The following is a 23,180-nucleotide window of genomic DNA, read 5'->3' as shown; positions in this document are numbered from 1 at the left end:
AAAGGAAAGGGAAGAAGCCAGTGAATCAGTATACCGTTACTTTTATGCCAGACAACATCGCCGTGCAGGTAGACAAAGGAACTAACGTCCTGGAGGCGGCCCAAAAAGCCGGCATACCCATAAAAAGCACTTGCGGCGGTGCCGGAACCTGTGGACGTTGCCTTATCAAGGTTAAGGAAGGACAGATTCACTTTAAAGGCGGACATCTTTCGGCAGAAGCACGGGAAGAAGGTTATTTCCTGGCCTGTCAGACGATTATCGAGGGCGACGTTATCGTTGAAGTCCCGCCAATTTCTTTACTCGGTAAACATCAGGTGCTCCTCCAGGACAAAGGGCGGCTGCAGGACGGGTTGGCTGATTTACCGGCTTCCTATTCCCTGGATCCCCACTGTGAAATAGCAACCCTGCACCTTAAAGAACCAACCCTGGAGGAAAACAACAGCGACCTCAACCGCCTGTTAATGACCCTCCGCAAGGAAAAAGGGGTAGAGGGGAGGGCAAGTTTAAAATTCTTGCAGGACCTGCCGGAGATACTGCGCCAGGCCGGGTGGCATGTTGATGTCACTTTAGCCAGGGCAGACGGTCGGCTTTTAAAGGTAAGCCCCGCCGGAACAGGTAGATGTTTCGGCCTGGCCGTTGATTTGGGAACTACTACGATAGTCGTTTCCCTCCTCGATCTATTAAACGGCCGGCGGATAGGTAGAAACGGCAACTATAATCGCCAGGCGATATACGGTGATGACGTTATATCGCGCGTTATCCACGCCACCGGCCAGCCCGGCGGTTTGGAAGAGCTCCGTCAAGCTGCCCTTACTACAATAAGTGAAATAACGAGTTCTTTATTAAACAAGTATGGGATCGCACCGGCAGAAGTTACGGTGGCGGCTGTCGCCGGCAATACCATCATGAGCCATTTGCTCCTCGGGGTAAATCCTAAGTATATACGCCTCCAACCCTATATACCGGCTGCCAACGAATGGCCGGACCTTACTGCCGGAGAAATCGGTCTGCCCATTAATCCCCTGGCTCCCGTTTATGTCTTTCCCAGCGTAGCCAGTTATGTCGGTGGTGATATCGTTGCTGGCGTCCTCTTTACCCGCCTTGCTATGGAAGAAAATTTGACGCTCTTTATCGATATCGGTACCAACGGAGAAATGGTTCTGGGGAATAAGGATTGGCTCATTTCCTGCGCCTGCTCGGCGGGACCTGCCTTTGAAGGAAGCGGGATAACCTGCGGTATGCGGGCCATGGAGGGAGCAATCGAAGGTGTCAACATCGATCCCCAAACCTTTGAAGTAGAACTGGACATAATCGGCGGCTGCCGACCGGCAGGTCTCTGCGGCAGCGGGCTCATCGACTGCCTGGCGAAACTGAGGCGTGCCGGCCTAATCGACCGGACGGGCAATTTCCAGGAGGCAGTTACCCCAAGATTGAGGTCTACCGATGAAGGGTACGAATTTGTTCTGGCCTGGGGAGCGGAAAGCAGCCACGGCAAAGATATAGTAATCACATCAGCCGATATTAAAAACCTAATACGCTCCAAGGGAGCCGTTTTCGCTGGTATCCAAAGTCTGCTTAAAACCGTTTCCCTCGAACTGGATGCCATCGATAAAATTATTATTGCTGGCGGTTTCGGCAACTACTTGAGCATTCCTAACGCCGTTGAAATCGGACTTCTACCCGATCTGCCTGCGGAAAAATACGTTTTTGCCGGCAACACTTCTTTGAAAGGCGCCGAGCTGGTCCTCCTTTCCAGGCAGGCATGGTTGGATGCCCTGGAACTGGCCAGAAAAATGACTTATATAGAGTTATCTGTAGGTAATTTATTTATGGAAGAATTTGTTTCGGCCCTGTTCCTGCCCCATACGCAGCTGGAGCTCTTCCCCTCTGTAACGGAACAAACAATTCCGGAAAGGGGGGAGCTATAGATGGCCATCCGCATAGCCGTCGCCGGTAAAGGGGGTACCGGAAAAACCACCTTCGCCGCCCTGATGATACGCTATTTGATTGAAAACCGCCGCGGCAGTATTTTGGCCGTCGACGCCGATCCCAACGCCAATTTAAATGAAGCCCTGGGCGTGACGGTTGAAAGAGTCATCGCCGACATCCTCGACGCCACTAAAAACCCGCGAACCGTACCACAGGGCATGAGCAAGGACATGTTTATCCAGTACCAGCTGGCCCAAGCCCTGGTGGAAACAAAGGGATTTGACCTGTTGACCATGGGTCGTCCCCAGGGTCCCGGATGTTACTGTTACCCAAACGACCTTTTGCGCAAACATCTGGAAACCTTAAGCGCCAACTATGACTATATGATCATTGATAGCGAGGCGGGTCTGGAGCACATCAGCCGTCGGATAATCCAAGACGTAGGGTTTCTCTTCGTAATTAGCGATGCCTCAGTCAGGGGAATCCGCTCGGCCGGTAGGGTGCGGGAGCTGGTGCAAGAATTGCAACTGGGCATCCCGAAAATGTATCTTGTGGTAACCAAAATTACCGGTGACCCCGGTCCCCTAAAAGAAGAAATAGAGCGAACAGGTTTACCCGTGGCCGGTTTTGTACCCTATGACGAACAAGTAGTTACCTTTGATGCCCATGGGCGACCATTATTTGAGCTTCCATCGGATTCGCCCATCGTCCAGGCAGTTACTTCTATCCTTAATAAATGTCTTATTTAACATTATTAATGAAAGGAGCGCTTTTTATGGCCGTTCAGATTTTACGTGAGCGTAACCGGGCAACGGTTCAAAAAGTTGTGCTGGGAGCCACTAAAGAACAAGGAGGCACCAGAAGTCACACCATAACCGTCGGCGGCGACGCCGCCCTGCCTTTCCATCACTTCGAAGGGGAAGTGAGCCGTCCCGTCATTGCTATGGAAGTCCAGGATATCGTTCCCGACTGGCCGGAGGTTTTAAAGGAACCTTTCAAAGATGTAATAAATGAGCCCGGCCGCTGGGCGCAAAAATGTGTAGAAGCCTACGGTGCCGACTTAATTTATTTAAAGCTCGACGGTGCCGATCCCGAGGGAGCCAACCACAGCGTAGAACAGTGTGTGGCCACCGTCAAAGAAGTTCTTCAGGCAGTCGGGGTGCCTCTGATAGTTGTCGGCTGTGGGGACGTCGAAAAGGACCACGACGTTTTAGAAGCCGTGGCCGAAGCGGCGGCAGGAGAAAACTTGCTCCTGGGTAATGCCGAGCAGGACAATTATAAGTCCCTGACGGCGGCCTGTATGGTGCACAAGCACAGCATCATCGCCCGTTCGCCCCTGGATATAAATATTTGCAAACAACTCAACATCCTCATCAACGAAATGAATTTGAGCCTGGATCGCATCGTTATCGATCCCTCCATTGGCGGCCTTGGCTACGGCATTGAATACGCCTATTCGATTATGGAACGCATTCGCCTGGGAGCCCTTCAGGGTGATAAAATGCTGTCTATGCCCGTCATCTGTACAGTGGGAAGCGAGGCCTGGCGTGCCAAGGAAGCGGTGGCTTCCGTCGAGGAATATCCGGGCTGGGGTAAAGAAGTGGAACGGGGTATACTCTGGGAAGCCGTTACGGCTACGGCTCTGCTGCAGGCCGGGGCCCATATCCTCCTTATGCGGCACCCGGAAGCTGTAGCCAAAGTAAAGGAAACCATCGACCAGCTCATGGTCGCTAATAATTACTAAGAGGGAGGTAATAGAATAATGCTGATTATTGGAGAACGGATAAATGGTATGTTCAATGATATAAAGAGGGCCATCCAGGAAAGGGATCCGGCCCCCGTACAGGAGTGGGCCCGGCGTCAAGAAGAAGGCGGTGCCCGCGCCCTTGACCTCAATGTCGGCCCGGCCGTCCAGGATAAAGTTAGCGCCATGGAATGGCTGGTAGAAGTGACCCAGGAGGTAACCGCTCTGCCCCTGTGCCTGGATTCTACCAATATTGCAGCCATTGAAGCCGGACTTAAAAAAGCCAAAAACAGGGTAATAATCAACTCTACCAATGCCGAACGGGAAAAAATAGAAAAATTATTTCCCCTGGCAGTAGAATATGGTGCCGCTCTCATAGGCCTTACCATGAACAAAGCCGGCATTCCCAAAGACAGCGATACCCGCCTGGCCTTTGCCATGGAGCTTGTCGCCGCAGCCGACGAATTCGGTCTACCCATGGAAGATCTGTATATTGATCCTTTAATCTTGCCGGCAAATGTCGCCCAGGATCACGCTCCGGAAGTCTTAAAAACCCTACAGCAGATCAAAATGCTTGCCGACCCTGCTCCCAAAACCGTCCTGGGACTGAGCAACGTTTCCCAGAACTGCCAGAATCGTCCCCTTATCAACCGGACCTTCCTGGCCATGGCCATGGCCTGCGGTCTGGATGCCGCCATAGCCGATGCCTGCGACGAGGCCCTCATGGAAACGGCGGCGGCGGCAGAAATTTTGCTCAATCAAACGGTTTACTGCGATTCTTTTGTCAAGATGTTTAAAACAAGGTAGGACTTTTACCGAGGACGTCGAACCTCATTACTTTAAAATGAAATTAAATAGGAGAGGTACCGGCGAAAGGCAGTACCTCTCTTTTTCGGCAAGAGAAAGGAGGAAGGGGGATGGCCGGGCAGCAAACCATCCCGTCTCAGGAGCTGGCGGCGGAAGTAGCCGCAGGGAGCGGGCAGATTGTTAACCGCTGCTACCAGTGCCACAAATGCACAGCGGGGTGTCCGGTGGCCATGGCCATGGACCTCATGCCCCATCAAGTGGTCCGCTATGTGCAGCTCGGATTGGAAGAAGAACTCATAAAAAGCAAAACCATCTGGCAATGCGCCGCCTGCCGGACATGCGTATCCCGCTGTCCCAACGGCATCGATATCGCCGCCATCAACGATGCCTTAAAACAACGGGCCCTGGCCAGAGGGGCAGTACCGGCCCTGCCGGAAGTAGCCGCCTTCCACCAGGCCTTTCTGGCATCGGTAAAAAGCAGGGGACGGGTGCATGAACTGGGGATGCTGGCAGCGTACAAGCTAAAGACAAGGACCTACCTCCAGGACGCCCCCCTGGGCTTTAAGATGCTGCGCCGGGGGAAGCTGCCCATATTTAGCGGAGGAATAAAAAACAAAGGCCGCTTCCGGGCCATGTGGGAAGGGTCCAAGGAGGAGCGAAGATGAAACTATCATATTACCCTGGTTGTTCCCTGCACGCCACCTCGGCCGAATATTCCGCCTCCACCGAAGGCGTCTTTAAAGCCCTGGAGGTAGAGCTAGAAGAGCTAAACGACTGGAGCTGCTGCGGGGCCACCTCGGGCCACTCCCTAGACAGTAATTTAAGCCATGCTCTACCCCTGTACAACCTGATACTGGCCGAAGCCGCCGGCAACGACCTGTTGGTACCCTGCGCCGCCTGTTACAACACCCTAAGGACCACCCAAAACTTTATGGCGACAGCAAGCCGGGAAGCAAAAGAACTGGGGCAAAGGGCCAAAGAAATCATGGGGCGAGAGTACCGGGGCACAATCAAAGTACGGCATGTAATCGAGGTACTGGCCGAACCCGGCGTTTTTACCGCCCTGGAAAGGAAGGTCACTAAAAAATTAGGAGGAATTCCCCTGGCGTCATATTACGGCTGCCTTTTAACCCGGCCACCGAAGGTAGCCAGCTTTGAAGCCAATCCCGAACAGCCCCGACTGATGGACCGGCTGTTAACCTTATGCGGGGCGACAGCGGTGAGCTGGAGCCATAAAAACGAATGCTGCGGCGCCAGCCTCTCCATACCCCAGCCAAAACTGGTAGAAGAACTGGTAGGGAAAATAGTAGAAGCCGCACGGTATGCCGGAGCGAAGGCCATAGTCACCGCCTGCCCCTTATGCCACACCAACCTGGAAAGCCGCCAAACAAAGGATGAAGAACCGCTGCCTGTCTTTTTCATAACAGAGATCCTCGGTCTAAGCCTGGGGCTGGACCCAACCCCCTGGCTAAAAAAACACCTAATCGACCCCTTTCCCCTTTTGCGGCAGTATGGGTTAGCATGAGCTTCCCAGGAGAAAGGAAGGTGAGACGCAAAAATGCAAGCACAGCAGGACAAAGAAAAAGCCACAGGGGCGGTACTGGTAGCAGGCGGCGGCATAGCCGGGATGCAAGCAGCCCTTGATCTAGCCAATGCCGGCTACCTGGTACACTTGGTGACTGAAAGCTCATCTTTAGGCGGGCGCATGGCCCAGCTGGACAAGACCTTTCCCACCAACGAATGCGCCATGTGTCTTCTGGGACCCCGCATGACGGACACCCTTACCCATCCCAACATCCGCCTGCACACCCTGGCCAGTATAGAAAAAATAGAAGGAGAAAAAGGCAACTTCACTGCCTATGTGCGCCAAAGCCCCCGCTACGTCAATAGCGAAGAATGCACGGCCTGCGGCGACTGCGAACAGGTCTGCCCGGTAACAGTCCCCAACGAATACAACCAGAATATGGGCAGCAGGAAAGCCATCCACAAAATGTTTCCCCAGGCGGTGCCCAATAAATACCTCATCACCAAGAGGGGCACTCCGCCCTGCCGCAGCGCCTGCCCGGCGGGGACCAACGCTCAAGGGTACGTAGCCCTGATCTCCCAGGGGAAATTCGCCGAAGCATTAGAAGTCATCCACCGGCGCATGCCCTTTGCCGGGATCTGCGGCCGCATCTGCCACCACCCCTGTGAGACTGAATGCAACCGGGGGCAGTACGACGACCCCATCGCCATAGCCACATTGAAGAGGGCGGCCTACGACTACGGCTGGGAAGAAGAAGCCGCCCGCGAAAAACAACAAAAAGCGGATATACCCGCCAAAGAAGAAAAGGTAGCCATTATCGGCGCCGGTCCTGCGGGTCTTACCGCCGCCCAGGACCTGGCCCTGGAAGGATTTCAGGTCACCATCTACGACGTCCTGGACAAACCCGGCGGCATGCTGCGGGCCGGCATACCCCGGTACCGCCTGCCCCTGGAGGTAGTAGAGCGGGAAACGGAACGCATCCTCGCCCTGGGGGTAAAATTTATCGGCAACATCACTGTCGGCCAAGACATCACCCTGGCCGAACTAAAAAAAGAATACGACGCCGTCATCATCGCCACCGGATTGCAAAAGAGCCGCATGTTAAATATCGCCGGAGCCGATTTAGGAGGGATACTACCCGGCGTATCATTCTTACGGGAAACGGCCCTGGGCGGCAGGCCTAAAGTAGGCAAAAGGGTGGTAGTTATCGGCGGCGGCAACGTAGCCATAGACGTCGCCCGCACGGCCAGGCGCCTGGGGGCCGCAGAAGTCCACCTGGCCTGCCTGGAAAAGAGGGAAGAGATGCCCGCCCACCCCTGGGAAGTCGAAGAAGCCCTGGAAGAAGGCGTCATCATCCATCCCTCCTTAGGACCCAAACGCTTCCTGGGGAAAGACGGCCGGGTCACCAGTGTAGAGCTCATGGCGTGCACCCGGGTCTTCGACGAACAAGGCCGTTTCAATCCCCAGTATAACCCGGAAGTCACCACGGTTCTAGCCGCCGACACCGTAATCTTAGCCATCGGCCAAGCCGCCGATCTTTCTTTCTTAAAAGAAGACGGTAGCATAACTACCAGCCGGGGGCTAATCGCCGCCGATCCCGTAACCCTGGCCACAGCTATACCTGGCATTTTCGCCTGCGGGGATGTAGTGAGCGGTCCCGCCTCGGTGGTCGAAGCCGTAGCCGGCGGCCACGAAGCCGCCGAAAGCGTAAAACGCTACCTGGAAGGAAAAGACCTGGCCGCCGGCCGTAAGAAAGAAAAACAACCCAGGCTGGACCCGCCGCCCAATGTCGTGCCCTTCCCCGGCAGGCGCCAAAAACAGGCCATGGCCACGGCCTCCGAACGTATACGGGATTTCCGCGAAGTCTACCAGGGCTTTACCCCGGAGGAAGCCATAGAAGAAGCCAAAAGGTGCTTAAACTGCGGCATCTGTTCCGAATGCCTCCAGTGCGAAACCGCCTGTAAGAAAAAGGCCATCGAGCACTGGCAGGAAGAGAAGGTCATCAAACTCCAGGTCGGCTCCGTGGTCCTGGCCCCGGGGTACGAGCTGTTTGATGCCGCTTTAGCCGGGGAGTACGGTTACGGCTACTACGCCAATGTAGTCACGAGTTTAGAATTTGAGCGCCTCCTTAGCGCCACCGGTCCCACGGAAAGCCATGTACTGCGGCCGTCCGACGGCAGACCGCCGAAAAAGGTGGCCTTCATCCAGTGCGTCGGCTCCCGGGACATTGATGGGGAAGGCAGCCCCTACTGTTCGGCCATCTGCTGCATGTATTCCACCAAAGAAGCCCTTATCGCCAAAGAGCACGACGCCAATATCGAGCCGACCATCTTTTACCTCGACATCCGCGCCTACGGCAAGAACTTCGACCGTTACGTCGAAGGGGCCAGAGCCGCCGGGGTACGTTTCGTGCGGGCCATGATCTCCCGGGTGGAAGAAGACCCGAAGACCAAAAACCTCACCATCCAGTACTACGCCGACGGCCGGATAAACCGGGAAGAATTCGACATGGTCGTCCTGGCGGTAGGGGTGAAGCCCCCGGCCGGGGCGGAAAAACTGGCGGCCGCCGCCGGCATTGAGCTTAACCCTTACGGCTTTGCCCGGACCCTGCCAATGGAGCCGGCGGCGACCACCCGGCCGGGCGTATATGTGGCCGGGGTATTTCAAGGCCCCCGGGACATACCGGAGACGGTGGTCAACGCCAGCGCCGCCGCCGCCCTGGCCGGGGCCGCAATATCTTCCGGGCGCAACACCCTGGTTAAACCCAAAGAGTACCCGCCGGAAAAAGACGTAAGTCACGCAGAACCGCGGGTGGGGGTTTTCATCTGCCACTGCGGCATCAACATCGCCGGGGTCGTCGACGTCAAAGCGGTAGTCGAAGCTGCGGCCAAACTTCCCGGCGTCGTCCATGCCGAGGACAACCTCTACACCTGCTCCCAGGACACCTTGAACAAGATAAAAGAAGCCATCCACGAATACAACTTAAACCGGGTGGTAGTGGCCTCCTGCACCATCCGCACCCACCAGCCCCTTTTCCGGGAAGCCTTGAAGGAGGCCGGCTTAAACCCCTTTTACTTTGAAATGGCCAACATCCGCGACCAGTGTTCCTGGGTGCACCGCAACGAACCGGACAAGGCCACAGAAAAAGCCATCGATTTGGTACGCATGGCCGTGGCCAAGGTCAAGCGCCACGAAGCCCTGCACCTTAAGCCCGTGCCCGTCGTCCAGAAGGCCTTAATCATCGGCGGCGGCATATCAGGGCTCACGGCGGCATTAAATATCGCCGACCAGGGGTATGAGGCCATCATCGTCGAACGGGAAGATGAGCTGGGAGGTCAGGTGCGCAATTTAAGGAAAACACTAGAAGGCGACGACCTCCAGGCCCTGTTAAAAGACCTCATCGCCCGGGTCCGGGAAAATAAGCGCATCACCGTGTTCACCAACGCCAAGATAGAAGACTTCGGCGGCCACCAGGGGCATTTTACCACCACCATCTCAGTAGCAGAACCGGGCAAAGAACATGTTCGCCGCACCCTGAAACTGGAACACGGCGTGGTGATTGTCGCCACCGGCAGCCGGGAGGTAACAACCACATCCTACCTCTACGGCCAGGACGAACGGGTGCTAACCAACACCCAACTGGAACAAAGCCTTGCCGCCGGCAAGTGGGAGGCACACAAAAACAAACAGGTGGTCTTCATCCAGTGCGTGGGCTCCCGGGATGAAGAGCGACCCTACTGCAGCCGCACCTGCTGCGCCCAGACCATTAAAAACGCCCTGGCCATAAAAGAAAGGAGCCCGGAAACGGCGGTTTACGTCCTTTACCGGGACATCCGCACCTATGCCTTCATGGAAGATTACTACCGCCGGGCCAGGGAAGAAGGCGTCATCTTTATCCACTACGACCCGGAAAAGCCCCCCGAGGTACGGCGCCGGGATATCGGCCTTCTGGAAGTGCTCATCACCGATCCCGATTCCGGCAAAGACCTGGTCCTCTGGCCCGACCAGCTGGTTTTAGCCACGGGTGCCGTAGCGCCTCAAGGTATAGAACAACTGGCCACCATGTTGAAGCTGCCCCTTAACGAAGATAAGTTCTATGTCGAGACCCACGCCAAGCTTGCGCCCATAGACTTTCCTTCGGCCGGCATATTCCTCTGCGGGGCCGGCCATGCCCCCAAGTTTGCCGCCGAGGCCATAGCCCAGGCCCAAGGGGCGGCGGCCCGGGCCTGCACCATTTTAAGCCGGGAGAACCTCATGGTGGGCGGCGTGGTGGCCGTGGTCGAGGAAAACAAATGCGCGGCCTGCCTGACCTGCGTCCGGGTCTGCCCCTACAGTGTACCGCGCATCAACGAGCGTAGCGTGGCCGAAATCGACGCCGTCCAGTGCATGGGCTGCGGCACCTGCGCCGGCGAATGCCCGGCCAAGGCCATCCAGCTCCAGTTCTACAAAGACGACCAGCTGCTGGCCAAGGTGGCCGGCCTCTTCGGGGAGGTGTAACCTTTGCAGGATTTTGAGCCGAAAATCGTCGCCTTCTGCTGCTACTACTGCGCCTACTCGGCCGCCGACCTGGCCGGGTCTTTACGGCTGCAGTACCCGGCCAATATCCGCGTGATTGAAATGCCCTGCTCCGGGAAGACCGACGTGCGGGTACTGCTGGAGGCCTTTGAAAAGGGCGCTGACGGTGTCTACGTCCTGGGCTGCATGGAGGGCGACTGCCATTTCTTGAAAGGTAATTACCGGGCCAAGCGCCGGGTTAAGCAAGCCAAAAAAATCCTGGACGAGATCGGCATCGGCGGCGAACGCCTGGAGATGTACAACCTCTCGGCGGCCATGGGCCCGCGCTTTGCGGAAATCGCCCAGGAGTTCACCGAACGGATTAAGAAACTCGGCCCTAGCCCGTTGAACAAAAACTATCCTCCTCCCCCAAAAGAAGGCGAAGGCCATAAAGGAAATTCGACGAAAGCAGGTGAAGGGGAATGATTATCGCCGAGGCTAAACCCCTGGCCGAAGTGGCAGGGTTAATCAATGATGCGCAAAAAATACTGGTGGTCGGCTGCGGCGGCTGCGTGACCGTGTGCCTGGCCGGCGGCGAAAAGGAAACGGGGATTCTAGCCGCTGCTTTGCGGATGTTAAGGAAAAAGGAAGGCAATCCCCTGGAAACGGTGGAAGTCACCCTGACCCGCCAGTGCGACCCGGAGTACGTCGACATGCTGGCTAAATATGTAACCGACGACATCGACGCCATCGTCTCTTTGGCCTGCGGCGTCGGCGTCCAGTTTTTGGCCGAACGCTACCCTAAATGGGTAGTGCCGGCCTTAAACACCAAGTTCGCCGGCGCAACTATCGAGCACGGCGTCTGGGAAGAACGCTGCGGCCTCTGCGGCGAGTGCATCCTCCATAAAACCGGGGGGATCTGCCCCGTTATCCGCTGCTCCAAAAGCATTCTCAACGGCCCCTGTGGCGGCTCCCAGAACGGCAAATGCGAGGTCAACCCGGAAACCCCCTGCGCCTGGCAGCTCATCTACGACCGGTTGAAGACCCTCGGTAAACTCGACCTCCTCCTGGAAATCCAGCCGCCCAAGGATTGGTCCAAATCCCGGGACGGCGGTCCCCGCAAAGTGGTACGAGAGGATGTGAGGCTGGCATGAAGACGGAAAGCAAACTGGAAAGACTCCTTTCCCAGGGGCATTTCGTGGTGAGCGGGGAAATAGGGCCGCCGAAACACGCCAACCCCGAAGGAATAAAAAAACATGCCGCCCTCCTTAAAGACTACGTGGATGCCATGAATTTGACGGACAACCAGACGGCCATCGTGCGCCTTTCCAGCATCGCCGCCGGCGTCCACGTCCTTGCAAGCGGGGGCGAACCCATCATCCAGATGACGGTCCGGGACCGCAACAGGATCGCCCTGCAGAGCGACCTTCTGGGCGCCTACAGTTTGGGTATGCGCAACGTCCTCTGCCTCTCGGGCGACCACCAAAGCTTTGGCAACCACCCGACGGCCAAAAACGTCCATGACATAGATTCCATCCAGCTCATCAAAATCGTCAAGGACCTCCGGGACGAGAAAAAGTTCGCCTGCGGGGAAGAGCTGAAAGGTAATGAGCCCCGCTTCTTCATAGGCGCCGCTGCCAACCCCTTTGCCGATCCCTTTGAGTTTCGGGTCTTACGGCTGGAAAAGAAAATCAACGCCGGGGCCGACTTCATCCAGACCCAATGCATCTTCGACATGGAGCGTTTCGAGAAGTTCATGGCCATGGTCAGGGAAAGGGGGCTTCACAAAAGGGCCTACATCATCGCCGGCGTCATGCCCTTAAAATCCGCCAAAGCCGCCCGGTATATGCAGCAGTCAGTGGCCGGGATGATCGTTCCCGAGGAAATCGTCAACCGCATGGAGAAAGCCGCCGACCCCAAAGCCGAAGGGGTGGCGATATGCGTTGAACAGATAAAACACCTAAGAAACATTGAAGGTGTAGCCGGCGTGCACATCATGGCCGTCATGTGGGAAGATATCATCCCCACCATCGTCAAGGAAGCCGGCCTCTACCCCCGCCCCAAAGTGGATTAAATCGGCTCCCCCGGGTTTATCCCGGGGTTTTTTCGCCCATGCCGTTCTTTTCAGATGGTTTAGAGCATATATTGATGGGAGAAAAGGTGCCGGGAGGTGGAGATGTTGCGCAATGAGCGGTTAGAAAATGAGATTCTTCAACGTATAGACGCCTTGATTCAACATGCAATCTCCGTAAACAATGAAGATGAAACCGCCCGTGCCCGGGATTTGGCACGGGGCGTCAATATGGTTGAGGAACTGGGTGATCTGCTTCTGGAAATCTTGGAAGGGAAAGAAGAACATCTTCAAGCCCTATTGGAGCAGCTCGTGGCCCAGCGTTTGCCCGAACGTCGTATCCTCCAGAGCTTCGGCAATTTCCCCGGGGATATTCACTATATAATCGGGGAAGGCGTTTCCCGCTACTTAAAAAAACGTCATGAAAATAAGCAGCTAGAAAATGACCCACCACCTGTTGAAGAAAAGGCGGCCATACCGGAACCTGACAGCTTTTCCGAGAACGCTACGGATGATACATCAACGCCGGATGATACTTCAACGCCTTCAGTTCCTCAGCCAGAGCCCGCTCCCCATGAGTTTACCTGTCAAGCCAGGGAAGCCCTGCGTCTGGCCCTCCTTCAAGCATATCCCGATGAAGAAATTATTGCCGACTATGAAACTAGGGGAGGGAAAATTGACTTTTTTCTGCCACGCCTGCAATTGGGGTTTGAACTGGTCGGCACCAGGTACGACTGGCGTCACGATTTTTACTGTCGCCGGCAGGGAATAAGCATTCGTAAGGTTGCCCCCGATGAACTGGCTAATCCAATATATTTGGCCCGGCGCCTGCGACGGGAGGCATACTGGCGCCAAACGACTTAATTTTTATTGACACTACGGTCGGACGGGTGCTACAATAACATTAAAATTGTTGAAGTTAAAAGGCAATGAAAGGGAAGAAGTAGGCAGGCTCCTGCTCAAAAAGCGAATCGGGGACGGTGTGAGCCCGGTAGCAGCCCTGCCGAAAGCCACCCCTGAGCCGCCGCCGTAAAGGGTAATTTCCTTAAGGCAGGCCGGTGATGGCCCCGTTAAAGGCCAGGGCGTCGTCATATTTGTGACGCTATAGAGCTGGGTCGTACGACCAAAAAGGGTGGTACCGCGGGATAAAACCTCCCGTCCCTTTAAGGGGACGGGAGGTTTTAATATTAACGGAGGTTGAACAATGCGCCAAAAAATACTCGAGCTTCTGGAATTCAACGGTAAACTAACTGCTAAAGAAATCGCGGTCATGTTAGCCCTGCCGGTAGATCAGGTGGCAAAAGAAATTGCTGCCATGGAGCAGGAAAAAATCATTTTACGTTACCATACTTTGATCAACTGGGAAAAGGCAGGGGCAGAAGAAGTAGCCGCTTTAATAGATGTAAAGGTGACACCCCAGCAGGACGTAGGGTTTGATGAGATTGCCGCCCGGATTTACCGTTATCCGGAAGTAAAATCCGTCTTCCTTATGTCCGGCAGCTACGATCTTTCCGTGTTAGTCCAGGGAAAAAACCTTAAAGAAGTTGCTACTTTTGTATCGCAGAAACTCGCCACCCTGGAGCACGTCCAGAGTACTGTTACCCACTTCATCCTTAAAAGATACAAACAGGACGGGGTAATTTTTGAAGATCAAGAAGCCGATCGCAGGCAGGTGGTGCAACTATGACCATTACATGCGGTTTTGACGCCCAGCGTTATATTAACCCCGTAGTAAAAAATTTACCGCCATCAGGTATTCGGCGCTTTTTTGATTTGGTAGCCAATACCCCCGGGGTCATTTCCCTGGGCGTTGGAGAACCCGATTTTGTCACCCCCTGGCATATTCGCGAGGCCTGCGTCCGCTCCCTCGAGCGCGGTTATACCATGTATACTTCCAATTACGGGTTACCTGAACTGCGCCGGGCCATTGCCGATTATCTTGAAGAACGTTTCGCTTTGAATTACGACCCTCAAAAGCAAATAATGGTCACCATAGGTGCCAGCGAAGCCGTCGACCTGGCGCTAAGGGCACTGATCAGCCCCGGCGATGAAGTATTAATCCCAGAACCATGTTATGTATCCTATAAACCCATCACCCATATGGCCGGCGGTATACCTGTAACGGTGCCCACCACTATGAAAGATGAATTTCAACTTACGGCGTCACTGCTGGAAAAATATATAACTCCGCGCACCAAAATTCTTATTTTATGCTTTCCTAACAATCCTACTGGCGCCGTCCTGAAGGATTGTGAAATGGAAGCCATCGCCGCTTTAGTAAAGAAGTATAATCTGCTGGTCATCAGCGATGAAATTTACGCCGAGCTCCGCTATGACGGCCCGCCCCGTTCCTTTGCCGCCATTCCCGGTATGCAGGAACGAACCATTCTCGTCAGCGGTTTTTCCAAGGCCTTCGCCATGACAGGCTGGCGGGTGGGATACATTGCCGCCCATCCCGATTTCTTAGCCGCCATGGTTAAAATCCATCAATATACCATTCTATGCGCACCGGTAATGGGGCAAATGGCCGCGTTAGAAGCCCTGCGTAACGGTCGCCAGGATGTGGAGCGAATGGTGGCCGAGTATGACCGCCGCCGCCGTCTGGTTGTCAGCCGTTTGCGCGAAATGGGCCTGGAATGTTTCGAACCCAGGGGTGCCTTTTACGTATTTCCTTCAATTAAGGTTACGGGGATGACCTCGACGGAATTCGCTGAAGCACTTCTTAAAGAAGAAAAGGTGGCCGTCGTCCCCGGTACGGCCTTCGGCAATGGAGGAGAAGGTTTTATCCGTTGTTCCTATGCCACTTCCCTCGCCGAATTAACGGAGGCCATGAACAGAATGGAACGGTTCGTAGCCCGTCGTCTGGCCTTTAAAGACCGGGCCGTTGCCCACGCATGATAACCGGCTTCTAAAAAAAATAATGCAGGGAGAGGAAAAATGATTAATCTGCACTTTTACGGGGCTGCCGGCACGGTAACAGGGTCCTGTTACCTTCTTGATAACGGACATTACCGTATCCTCATCGACCGCGGTCTCTTCCAGGGTTCTAAAGCAATTAAAGAACGCAATTACGGGCCGTTTCCCTTTAATCCTGCCACTATAGACGCCTTAGTTCTTACCCATGCCCATATCGACCACTGCGGTTTAATCCCTAAACTCTATCTGGGGGGCTTTAAAGGACCGGTTTTTGCCACCCCCGCCACCATCGAACTAGCCGCCGCCCTGTTGCCTGATAGCGGCCATATCCAGGAAATGGAAGTAGAACGCAAGAACAGAAAAAATTCTCGCGCCGGTCTTCCCCTGTTGACGCCTATTTATACTGCCGCTCAAGCAGCGGAATGCCTGCAGTTTTTTCAATCCCTGGACTATCAAAACGAAAAGGAAATTCTACCAGGCTTTCGCCTGCGTTTCCAGGACGCCGGGCATATCCTGGGGTCGGCCATAGCAGAACTTTGGGTCAAAGATGGAGCGGAAGAAATCAAGATCACCTTTTCAGGTGATCTGGGAAATCCCGGTCAGCCCATCGTTAAAGATCCGACACCTATTGAAAGCACCGATTACTTGATAATGGAATCCACCTATGGCAATCGCCGTCATAATACCCAGGGTGATAAAATTGAACTTCTCAAAGAAATAATAAACAAAACCATGAAAAAAGGAGGCAACCTGGTTATTCCCGCCTTTGCCGTCGAACGTACCCAGGACCTCCTCTATTACTTAAATATTCTTCTTAACCAGAAGGCCATTAACGTCGATAATATATACCTCGACAGCCCCCTGGCAGCAGCGGCTACCGACATTTTCTGCCGCCATCAAGAATATTTTGATGCTGAAACTAAAGAGTTAAGTAAAGACGGCGCCTGTCCCCTCTTCCTGCCGGGATTGAAAATAAGTCGTACGGCCGAAGAATCCATGGCCATCAATAAAATTAAAGGAGGAGCCATCATAATCGCCGCCAGCGGCATGTGCGACGCCGGGCGTATTAAACACCACTTGAAACACAACCTCTGGAGACCAGAATGCACGGTTCTTTTAGTGGGATATCAGGCCGCCGGCACCCTCGGCCGCCGTCTACTTGAAGGGGAGAAAAGGGTGCGTATCCATGGTGAAGAAATTGCCGTACGGGCTGATATAATCAGCCTAGATGGCTTCTCCGCCCACGCCGACCGGGATGGTTTGTTAAAATGGCTTAAGTCTTGCGGCAGTCCACCCAAAAAGGTTTTTGTAACCCACGGTGAAGAAGAGGCGGCCAGAGACTTCGCCGCCCTGGTAACCGCCGAGCTGGGTGTGCCTGCAGAAGCCCCCCAATGGCTGGCCACAGCCAGACTTCTACCGGCAAAAGCAACCTTATCGTCGGTTCTGCCCGAAGCTCCGGCCGCTCAGGTTGCCGCAGCTGTCGAAGCCGAAGCCGTCTACCAGCGCATTCTAGTACAGCTCAAAGCAATGGTGGACGCCGGTTTTGCCAATCATGATTATGGGGGTGTTCAGCGGAAACTGCAACAAATTGCGGCCCTTTTAAACCATCAAATTTAATTCCCCGCACCGTAATATTGACGGCCTCGATTTCCAGGGCCGTCATATTTGTTATGGCAGCCTTTATCCGTTTTTGGGCTGTTTGTAAAAGTGGGGGCCAATAAACGCCATAGGGAGCGTTTACTTCTAAATTTAACACCAGTTTCCCCTCTCGGTTTTCTACCTGAACGCGGGGGTCCTGCAGACCGGCGGCGGTGGCCATGTAGGCGGCAAGTTGTGCCACGGCATTGGGAGCGATATAGAAATGCCCCAGGGCATTGAAGGTCGGCCTTACCGTCGTCTGTTCTACCCACAAATTTTTCTTTTTACCGGGAGGTGCTTTGCGGCGACGCAAAATAGTTTTTAAAGGCTCGATAAAGGTTCCCTTGAAACGCGGTTTGACTTCCATTGTTGGTGCAGGTATAACATGTTTTCCCAGCTGGTTGCGAATCTTCAGGGCGCGGGCTATCTCCTTTGGCGTAGCCACATCGGTAATATCCACCCATATAGAAGGGGGTGGTAATTCCAGTCGTCTGGTAATTCGTTCCGCCATTTCCCGGGACGTACTAAGGATTAACACGCGCCGGGGAGTAATTGCCGCCAATTTTTCTTTTACTTCGCGGGCATGTTCGGGATCGCTGAAGATAGCCGTGCGAATAGCTCCTACTCGGGTCGGCTGTTCTTTAGCCGAAACCCCTGCTAAAATACGGCTTCCCTGAATTAGTAGGCCGTCGTCAATTATCGCTTCGGCTCCATAATCTCTGGCCACTGCCAGGGCACGATGACTTTTCCCGCTTCCGCTAGGACCGATAAGGGCCACAACTTCCACAGTATTTTACCTCCACTTTAACTAAGATAATTATAATCCAAAAATTATTGAGGGCAACGTCTTAAACAAATTCTAATTAAATTTTACGGGTGACCAGGTAGAATGGTATAATGAAAGATACGCAAGGCGTTACCAAGGGGAGGAGAAATATGGTAAATAACGACGGCGCTCAGATGCTGGCAGTTTCTTTTTTAGAAGCCGGAGTCGTTGCAGTTCCCGACCTGTTAATCAAATATTACCATCGCCTGGGCCTTACTGAGGCAGAGATGATGGTTTTAATTCATCTTCTACATTGGCGTCAGATAGAAAACGAGCGTTTCCCAACGGCTGAAAAAATCAGCCAGTACATGAATTACAATATAGAAGAAATAAAGAATTTAATTGCCTCTTTAATTGAAAAAAAGCTCTTGTTAGTAGAACCGTATTTTCATCCTTCCCTGGGGCGTTGGCAAAATGTTTTCTCTTTTACACCCCTCTGGACAAAATTAATTCAAGTAGCGACGGAAGACTACAAAACATTCGCAGAAGTCCAAAAACCACTCAATGAAGCAAATACCCGCCTGGGGGAATTATACCAAAATTTTGAAAAAGAATTCGGCCGCCCCCTGTCGCCCCTGGAAAGCGAACAGCTTAAATCATGGTGTCTGGAAGACAATATACCTGTTGAATTATTGCAAGAAGCCCTACGGCGGGCCGTGTTACGCGGCATCGTAAATTTTCGCTACATCGATTCTATTTTAAAAGACTGGCGCCGCCATAACATCCGCACCCTTGCCGAAGCTTTAGCCTACGACGAGAAAATAAAAGGGAAAAAAAATCGTGCTCCTCGTGCGTCCTCCCAGCAGACAAACAGGCAAGATAAATATCGTGATTTATACCGGCTTACTCCATAACTCTTAAGGAGGTTTATTAGTTAAGGAGTATGGAGAGAATACATATTTCTTTATCGGAAATCGTTAAAGATAGGCCACAGGGAGAAAAAAGAGAAACGCCTGCATACCACTGCCCCATTTGCCAGGATAGAGGACTGGTTATCCGCGACGGCCGTGCCTATCGTTGTCGCTGCATGCAACAAAAGGCCTGGCAAAACCGCCTGCGGGCCGCCAATTTGGCACCCCAATTAACTAAATATACATTGCAGAACTTTGATCTAAAGTATTACTCGCGGACTATAAACGACGAACTTACCGGATTAACTTATTACGAAAGCGCACGCCGCTGTTTGGAAGCGGCCCGCCGCTTTATCGCCACCTATCGTCGAGAAAACCATGGGCGCGGCCTTTTTATTTTCGGTCCCGTAGGAAGCGGTAAAACCTTCCTGGCGGCCGCCATTGCCAATGCTTTAACTGCCGCCGGCCGTGAGGTGCTCTTCATTGTCGTTCCCGATTTTCTAGATGCGGTTCGCGCCACCTATGACCGCCGACCGCAGGAAGACACCCAGACAGAGTTGGAACTTATCGATACCGCACGTAAGGTAGCCATATTAATCCTTGACGATCTGGGAGCTCACAACTACACAGAGTGGACCTGTAACAAGATTTATTCCCTGATTAATTATCGTTTAATCAATGAGCTGCCCACGATAATTACGAGTAATCTAGATCTAAAAGCGCTGGAAGAATATCTTGGCGAACGGACAACATCCAGGATTGTGCAACTTTGCCAATCTTATCACCTACCCGTAGCTGAAGATATACGCTGTGTTATCAGCCGCGAAGGCCTCACTAAAAGGTGAGCTCTTTTTTTGCGATTCTATTGACACTGATTCTCATTTAGTTTAATATATTGATAGGCCTCATTGATAATCTTTATCATTTAAATATAAACATTGTTAAAGGGGAGGGAGAGACCATGACTCTTGCTGAAGCTAGAGAAGGACAACGTTTTCGCATCCTCTTATTACCGAACCGTGACATACGCGCCCAGGCCATTCGTTTCGGTATCAGTGAAGGGGAACAAGTTACCTGCACCGCCATTATCCCCGGCGGTCCCATTATCGTAACCAAAAACCGCCAGGAAATAGCCATCGGCCGGGGTTTAGCGCGAAAAATAGCCGTCGAACCTATAGCCAGCCCGTCTTCCCTCAAATCTCCGGTAAGGAGGCATTTCTATGGCCTGCCACGACCTTAACCAACAGCTAAATATCCCTCCGGGTGTGCGCAAGATTGTTCTGGCCGGCAATCCTAACGTAGGCAAATCAGTCTTTTTCAACGCTTTTACCGGTCTCTATGTTGATGTATCCAATTTCCCTGGCACCACCTTGGAAATTTCCCACGCACGGGTGGGGAATGATGTCGTTTTGGACACACCCGGCGTTTACGGCGTTTCCTCTTTTAATGAGGAAGAAAAGGTGGCAAGGGACGTCATCATGGAAGCCGATGTCGTCATAAATGTCGTCGATGCCGTCCACCTGGAACGCGACCTTTTCCTTACCCAGCAAATAATCGATATGGGCATTCCCATGGTCCTCGCTTTGAATATGATAGACGAAGCAAAGCGGCAGGGTATTAAAATCGACGTCAAAAAAATGGAGGAACTCCTGGGAGTTCCCGTCATACCTACCGTTGCTATAAAAAACGTTGGTTTGGAAGAAGTCAAAAAGGCAGTCGCCCGAGCCCGAATAGGCAACGCCCTTCCCGAACTGCAGGAGATGTTGCCCTTAGTGGAAAAAAAGACTCGCACCCGCGCGGAGGCACTTCTTATCCTGGAAGGCGACCCCTTTATCGCCGCACGTTGTCGGATGAAACCTTTGGACAGGCAGGAAGAAATTTATCTCGCCCGGCGGCGCAGGGTTGATGCCATAGTAGCGGCCGTTGTCCAGGAAAATCCATCCGGTGCTTCCTGGAAAACCAGCCTCAGTCGCTGGATGATGCATCCTCTGACGGGTATCCCCTTGTTAATTTTAACCCTGGGAATACTTTATGAATTTATCGGAGTATTTGTGGCGCAAACGGTAGTGAGTATTACAGAAGAAGGCATCATGCAGGGTTACTACGAACCCTTTATTCGTACTTTAATCGGCTCGATAATTCCGGCCTCATCTATACCGGGAACCCTTTTAATAGGTGAATTCGGCCTTCTCACCATGACCGTAACCTATATATTAGGGTTGCTTCTCCCCCTTGTTCTAGGTTTTTATTTAAGTCTTTCAGCCCTGGAAGACTCCGGCTACCTGCCGAGGATAGCCGTGCTTGTAGACCGGATGCTTATGAGGCTGGGATTAAACGGCCGCGGTATTATTCCGATCATCCTGGGGTTTGGTTGTGTAACTGCGGCAACAATTACCACGCGCTTGCTGGGGACGCCGCGGGAACGGCGCATTGCCACATTTCTGCTGGCCATGACCATACCCTGTTCGGCTCAACTGGCGGTAATTACCAGCATGTTGAGCCGTCTGGGTCCGGGATATACATTTTTATACGTCTTTTTAATAGCCGTCATTTTCGTTCTTACAGGAACCATTTTAAACTGGATCTTACCGGGGAAACCCAGCGATCTCCTAATTGACATTCCGCCATTAAGGTTCCCACGACCGATCAACGTTTTGAAAAAAACGGCTACACGCACCAAAAACTTTATCCAGGAAGCCACACCTTTATTTGCGGTCGGTGCCCTTTTAATCGGCACCTTGCAGGTTACCGGCCTTTTGGAAACGCTGCAAAATTGGCTCTCTCCAGTTACGGTCAACTGGCTACAACTGCCTAAAGAAACGGCCACTGCGTTCATTATGGGATTTGTGCGTCGGGATTTTGGAGCCGCTGGATTATATAGTCTTGCTTTAACGCCCGCCCAGTCAGTGGTGGCCCTGGTAACTATTACAATATTTGTCCCCTGTATAGCGTCGGCGTTAATGATATTTAAAGAACGGGGCTGGCGTGAAGGGATTATCATCTGGCCGACGATTCTCATCCTGGCATTTTTAATAGGAGGGCTAATATCCCAACTCCTAATCTAACTTGGCTCAGGAGGTAGAAGACCATGGCCTGTACTCAGAAATGTCCCCGCTGCGGCTATCTGGTAAAAAATTCTCCTCAGGTTCGCTGTCCGCGTTGTCGCGACCTTTTAATAGGCAGTTGCCAGGGTAACTGTACACGATGTCTTTTAAAGGATTTGTCGTTCAAAAAAGGGGCAAGTTAAATTTAAAATTGTGAATATTAACCATCCCCCTTGTTTTTTTCGCCGAACGGTTCTATAATGAGGTTGAACGGTAGAAAAACGGTTCCGAACGGTATATTCAAACGCCCGGGAAAAATAAGGGGGATGAGTTAAAATGTCAAAAGTCCTTCTCGAAGTGCCGGTTGGAGTATCCGGGCGGCATGTGCATCTTACAAAAGAACATTTTCAAATACTATTCGGACCGGGACAGGAACTTACCAAAATAAGGGATTTAGTACAGCCCGGCGAATTTGCCGCAAAAGAAACGGTGACCATAGTTGGTCCCAAAGGCGTATTAGAAAAGGTACGCATAATCGGTCCCTTACGTTCATATAGTCAGGTAGAACTATCGCGAACCGATTCTTTTAAACTGGGGGTCAATCCACCAGTACGCGATTCTGGCGACCATCATAATTCCCCAGGATGCGTCCTTATCGGACCGGCGGGAGTAGTAACCCTGACGCAGGGCGTTATCATCGCCCTCCGTCATATTCACATGCCCACCAATGAGGCGAGACGTTACGGTTTGAAGGATAAGGATAGGGTAAATGTGCAGGTAGGAGGAGAAAGGGGACTCATCTTCCAAAATGTCCTTGTCCGGGTTCATCCCAATTATCGCTTGGAGTTTCATGTAGATACTGATGAGGCTAACGCCTGCCTGCTGAACAACGAGGATATTGTTCAGGTGCTAGACCCCGCCGGGGAAAGGGCCCTTAGTATGGTAGGTTAGTAGTTTAAAAAGATTAACCATCAAGCTCCTTAAGAGGAGCTTTTTTATTTTTATTTTTACCGCCTATTATTTCCACCAGCAGGAACTCAGCAGGAACATAGCGTAATAATAAATTGAGGAGGTTCGGTCAAATATGAAGATACCAGTTTGTGACCGCTGTAAAGCCAAAGATGTTGAAGGTATTATCTGCCACCATTGTGATACAGCCTATTGCTATGACTGTTTGGAAATAAATCCCCCGGACATGCGCATTTGCCCTACATGCGGGCAATTTCTCTGTAACGAATGTTACGAGGGTATGATTAATTGCGACCTCGTCCACCGCAAATAACCCGCCGTAGCGGGTTTTTATTTTTCCCTTGACATGTCTCCCTGAAGCGAACT

The 23,180-nt window shown here is 52.8% G+C and carries 21 protein-coding genes and 1 other annotated feature; of the genes, 20 read left to right on the top strand and 1 reads right to left on the bottom strand.

Annotated features, from left to right (window positions below):
* Positions 1–20: 20 nt before the first annotated feature.
* From MHFGQ_RS06590 to MHFGQ_RS06525, 14 genes are all read left to right on the top strand, one after another.
* Positions 21–1,928, top strand: a complete 1,908-nt coding sequence (locus MHFGQ_RS06590) for an ASKHA domain-containing protein (protein ID WP_106006146.1) — start codon at positions 21–23, stop codon at positions 1,926–1,928.
* Positions 1,929–2,678 (top strand): AAA family ATPase, encoded by a 750-nt coding sequence (locus tag MHFGQ_RS06585; protein ID WP_106006147.1) that lies wholly within the window; start codon positions 1,929–1,931, stop codon positions 2,676–2,678.
* A 26-nt stretch (positions 2,679–2,704) separates the two neighbouring features.
* On the top strand, positions 2,705–3,673 hold the full coding sequence (gene cdhD / locus MHFGQ_RS06580) for a CO dehydrogenase/acetyl-CoA synthase subunit delta (RefSeq protein ID WP_106006148.1): 969 nt from the start codon (positions 2,705–2,707) through the stop codon (positions 3,671–3,673).
* A gap of 18 nt (positions 3,674–3,691) precedes the next feature.
* Entirely contained in the window at positions 3,692–4,480 is a 789-nt protein-coding gene (locus tag MHFGQ_RS06575) for a methyltetrahydrofolate cobalamin methyltransferase (RefSeq protein WP_106006149.1), read from the top strand.
* A 110-nt stretch (positions 4,481–4,590) separates the two neighbouring features.
* Entirely contained in the window at positions 4,591–5,145 is a 555-nt protein-coding gene (locus MHFGQ_RS06570) for a 4Fe-4S dicluster domain-containing protein (RefSeq protein WP_106004949.1), read from the top strand.
* The gene (locus MHFGQ_RS06565) at positions 5,142–6,005 is read left to right on the top strand and encodes a CoB--CoM heterodisulfide reductase iron-sulfur subunit B family protein (protein WP_106004948.1); all 864 of its coding nucleotides are present in this window, start codon (positions 5,142–5,144) and stop codon (positions 6,003–6,005) included. The genes MHFGQ_RS06570 and MHFGQ_RS06565 overlap by 4 nt, the downstream gene beginning before the upstream one ends.
* A gap of 33 nt (positions 6,006–6,038) precedes the next feature.
* The gene (locus tag MHFGQ_RS06560) at positions 6,039–10,502 is read left to right on the top strand and encodes an FAD-dependent oxidoreductase (RefSeq protein WP_343105539.1); all 4,464 of its coding nucleotides are present in this window, start codon (positions 6,039–6,041) and stop codon (positions 10,500–10,502) included.
* A 3-nt stretch (positions 10,503–10,505) separates the two neighbouring features.
* A complete protein-coding gene (locus MHFGQ_RS06555) occupies positions 10,506–10,985 on the top strand; it encodes a hydrogenase iron-sulfur subunit (protein WP_245907810.1) in 480 nt (159 codons plus the stop codon).
* Complete coding sequence (locus MHFGQ_RS06550) at positions 10,982–11,653, top strand: methylenetetrahydrofolate reductase C-terminal domain-containing protein (RefSeq protein ID WP_338823623.1); 672 nt, start codon at positions 10,982–10,984, stop codon at positions 11,651–11,653. The genes MHFGQ_RS06555 and MHFGQ_RS06550 overlap by 4 nt, the downstream gene beginning before the upstream one ends.
* Positions 11,650–12,573 (top strand): methylenetetrahydrofolate reductase, encoded by a 924-nt coding sequence (locus MHFGQ_RS06545; RefSeq protein ID WP_338834970.1) that lies wholly within the window; start codon positions 11,650–11,652, stop codon positions 12,571–12,573. Before MHFGQ_RS06550 ends, MHFGQ_RS06545 begins: the two co-directional genes overlap by 4 nt.
* Before the next feature lie 102 nt (positions 12,574–12,675).
* A complete protein-coding gene (locus tag MHFGQ_RS06540; protein ID WP_343105538.1) occupies positions 12,676–13,434 on the top strand; it encodes a hypothetical protein in 759 nt (252 codons plus the stop codon).
* A gap of 56 nt (positions 13,435–13,490) precedes the next feature.
* Positions 13,491–13,736 (top strand) — a binding site (T-box leader).
* A 38-nt stretch (positions 13,737–13,774) separates the two neighbouring features.
* Positions 13,775–14,257: an Lrp/AsnC family transcriptional regulator gene (locus MHFGQ_RS06535; protein WP_106004385.1), complete on the top strand. Its 483-nt coding sequence runs from the start codon at positions 13,775–13,777 to the stop codon at positions 14,255–14,257.
* Entirely contained in the window at positions 14,254–15,468 is a 1,215-nt protein-coding gene (locus tag MHFGQ_RS06530) for an aminotransferase class I/II-fold pyridoxal phosphate-dependent enzyme (protein WP_106004384.1), read from the top strand. The genes MHFGQ_RS06535 and MHFGQ_RS06530 overlap by 4 nt, the downstream gene beginning before the upstream one ends.
* Positions 15,469–15,507: 39 nt before the next feature.
* Entirely contained in the window at positions 15,508–17,103 is a 1,596-nt protein-coding gene (locus MHFGQ_RS06525) for an MBL fold metallo-hydrolase RNA specificity domain-containing protein (RefSeq protein WP_106004383.1), read from the top strand.
* Here the strand turns inward: MHFGQ_RS06525 and MHFGQ_RS06520 are convergent.
* Positions 17,006–17,911 (bottom strand): Asp23/Gls24 family envelope stress response protein, encoded by a 906-nt coding sequence (locus MHFGQ_RS06520; RefSeq protein ID WP_106004382.1) that lies wholly within the window; start codon positions 17,909–17,911, stop codon positions 17,006–17,008. The two genes, MHFGQ_RS06525 and MHFGQ_RS06520, sit on opposite strands and share 98 nt — an antisense overlap.
* A 149-nt stretch (positions 17,912–18,060) precedes the next feature.
* On the opposite strand from MHFGQ_RS06520, the gene MHFGQ_RS06515 reads away from it, so the two are divergent.
* From MHFGQ_RS06515 to MHFGQ_RS06490, 6 genes are all read left to right on the top strand, one after another.
* Positions 18,061–18,804 (top strand): DnaD domain protein, encoded by a 744-nt coding sequence (locus MHFGQ_RS06515; RefSeq protein ID WP_106004381.1) that lies wholly within the window; start codon positions 18,061–18,063, stop codon positions 18,802–18,804.
* Between the two features lie 29 nt (positions 18,805–18,833).
* Positions 18,834–19,646 (top strand): ATP-binding protein, encoded by an 813-nt coding sequence (locus MHFGQ_RS06510; RefSeq protein WP_106004380.1) that lies wholly within the window; start codon positions 18,834–18,836, stop codon positions 19,644–19,646.
* Between the two features lie 116 nt (positions 19,647–19,762).
* Positions 19,763–20,041 (top strand): FeoA family protein, encoded by a 279-nt coding sequence (locus tag MHFGQ_RS06505; RefSeq protein ID WP_106004379.1) that lies wholly within the window; start codon positions 19,763–19,765, stop codon positions 20,039–20,041.
* The gene (gene feoB, locus MHFGQ_RS06500) at positions 20,022–21,866 is read left to right on the top strand and encodes a ferrous iron transport protein B (protein WP_106004378.1); all 1,845 of its coding nucleotides are present in this window, start codon (positions 20,022–20,024) and stop codon (positions 21,864–21,866) included. Before MHFGQ_RS06505 ends, feoB begins: the two co-directional genes overlap by 20 nt.
* Before the next feature lie 315 nt (positions 21,867–22,181).
* Positions 22,182–22,796 (top strand): phosphate propanoyltransferase, encoded by a 615-nt coding sequence (gene pduL / locus MHFGQ_RS06495; RefSeq protein WP_106004377.1) that lies wholly within the window; start codon positions 22,182–22,184, stop codon positions 22,794–22,796.
* 133 nt (positions 22,797–22,929) lie between these two features.
* The gene (locus tag MHFGQ_RS06490) at positions 22,930–23,127 is read left to right on the top strand and encodes a hypothetical protein (protein ID WP_106004376.1); all 198 of its coding nucleotides are present in this window, start codon (positions 22,930–22,932) and stop codon (positions 23,125–23,127) included.
* The last annotated feature ends 53 nt before the right edge of the window (positions 23,128–23,180 follow it).

The sequence above is a fragment of the Moorella humiferrea genome, from assembly GCF_039233145.1.
GTDB lineage: Bacteria > Bacillota > DSM-521 > Neomoorellales > Neomoorellaceae > Neomoorella > Neomoorella humiferrea.
This window is presented reverse-complemented; position numbering and strand designations above follow the sequence as displayed.

Coding starts and splice junctions, on each gene's coding strand:
- MHFGQ_RS06585 (WP_106006147.1), top strand. CDS start 1,929: ATGGCCATCCGCATAGCCGTCGCCGGTAAAGGGGGTACCGGAAAAACC.
- cdhD (WP_106006148.1), top strand. CDS start 2,705: ATGGCCGTTCAGATTTTACGTGAGCGTAACCGGGCAACGGTTCAAAAA.
- MHFGQ_RS06575 (WP_106006149.1), top strand. CDS start 3,692: ATGCTGATTATTGGAGAACGGATAAATGGTATGTTCAATGATATAAAG.
- MHFGQ_RS06570 (WP_106004949.1), top strand. CDS start 4,591: ATGGCCGGGCAGCAAACCATCCCGTCTCAGGAGCTGGCGGCGGAAGTA.
- MHFGQ_RS06565 (WP_106004948.1), top strand. CDS start 5,142: ATGAAACTATCATATTACCCTGGTTGTTCCCTGCACGCCACCTCGGCC.
- MHFGQ_RS06560 (WP_343105539.1), top strand. CDS start 6,039: ATGCAAGCACAGCAGGACAAAGAAAAAGCCACAGGGGCGGTACTGGTA.
- MHFGQ_RS06550 (WP_338823623.1), top strand. CDS start 10,982: ATGATTATCGCCGAGGCTAAACCCCTGGCCGAAGTGGCAGGGTTAATC.
- MHFGQ_RS06545 (WP_338834970.1), top strand. CDS start 11,650: ATGAAGACGGAAAGCAAACTGGAAAGACTCCTTTCCCAGGGGCATTTC.
- MHFGQ_RS06540 (WP_343105538.1), top strand. CDS start 12,676: ATGTTGCGCAATGAGCGGTTAGAAAATGAGATTCTTCAACGTATAGAC.
- MHFGQ_RS06535 (WP_106004385.1), top strand. CDS start 13,775: ATGCGCCAAAAAATACTCGAGCTTCTGGAATTCAACGGTAAACTAACT.
- MHFGQ_RS06530 (WP_106004384.1), top strand. CDS start 14,254: ATGACCATTACATGCGGTTTTGACGCCCAGCGTTATATTAACCCCGTA.
- MHFGQ_RS06525 (WP_106004383.1), top strand. CDS start 15,508: ATGATTAATCTGCACTTTTACGGGGCTGCCGGCACGGTAACAGGGTCC.
- MHFGQ_RS06515 (WP_106004381.1), top strand. CDS start 18,061: ATGGTAAATAACGACGGCGCTCAGATGCTGGCAGTTTCTTTTTTAGAA.
- MHFGQ_RS06510 (WP_106004380.1), top strand. CDS start 18,834: ATGGAGAGAATACATATTTCTTTATCGGAAATCGTTAAAGATAGGCCA.
- MHFGQ_RS06505 (WP_106004379.1), top strand. CDS start 19,763: ATGACTCTTGCTGAAGCTAGAGAAGGACAACGTTTTCGCATCCTCTTA.
- feoB (WP_106004378.1), top strand. CDS start 20,022: ATGGCCTGCCACGACCTTAACCAACAGCTAAATATCCCTCCGGGTGTG.
- pduL (WP_106004377.1), top strand. CDS start 22,182: ATGTCAAAAGTCCTTCTCGAAGTGCCGGTTGGAGTATCCGGGCGGCAT.
- MHFGQ_RS06490 (WP_106004376.1), top strand. CDS start 22,930: ATGAAGATACCAGTTTGTGACCGCTGTAAAGCCAAAGATGTTGAAGGT.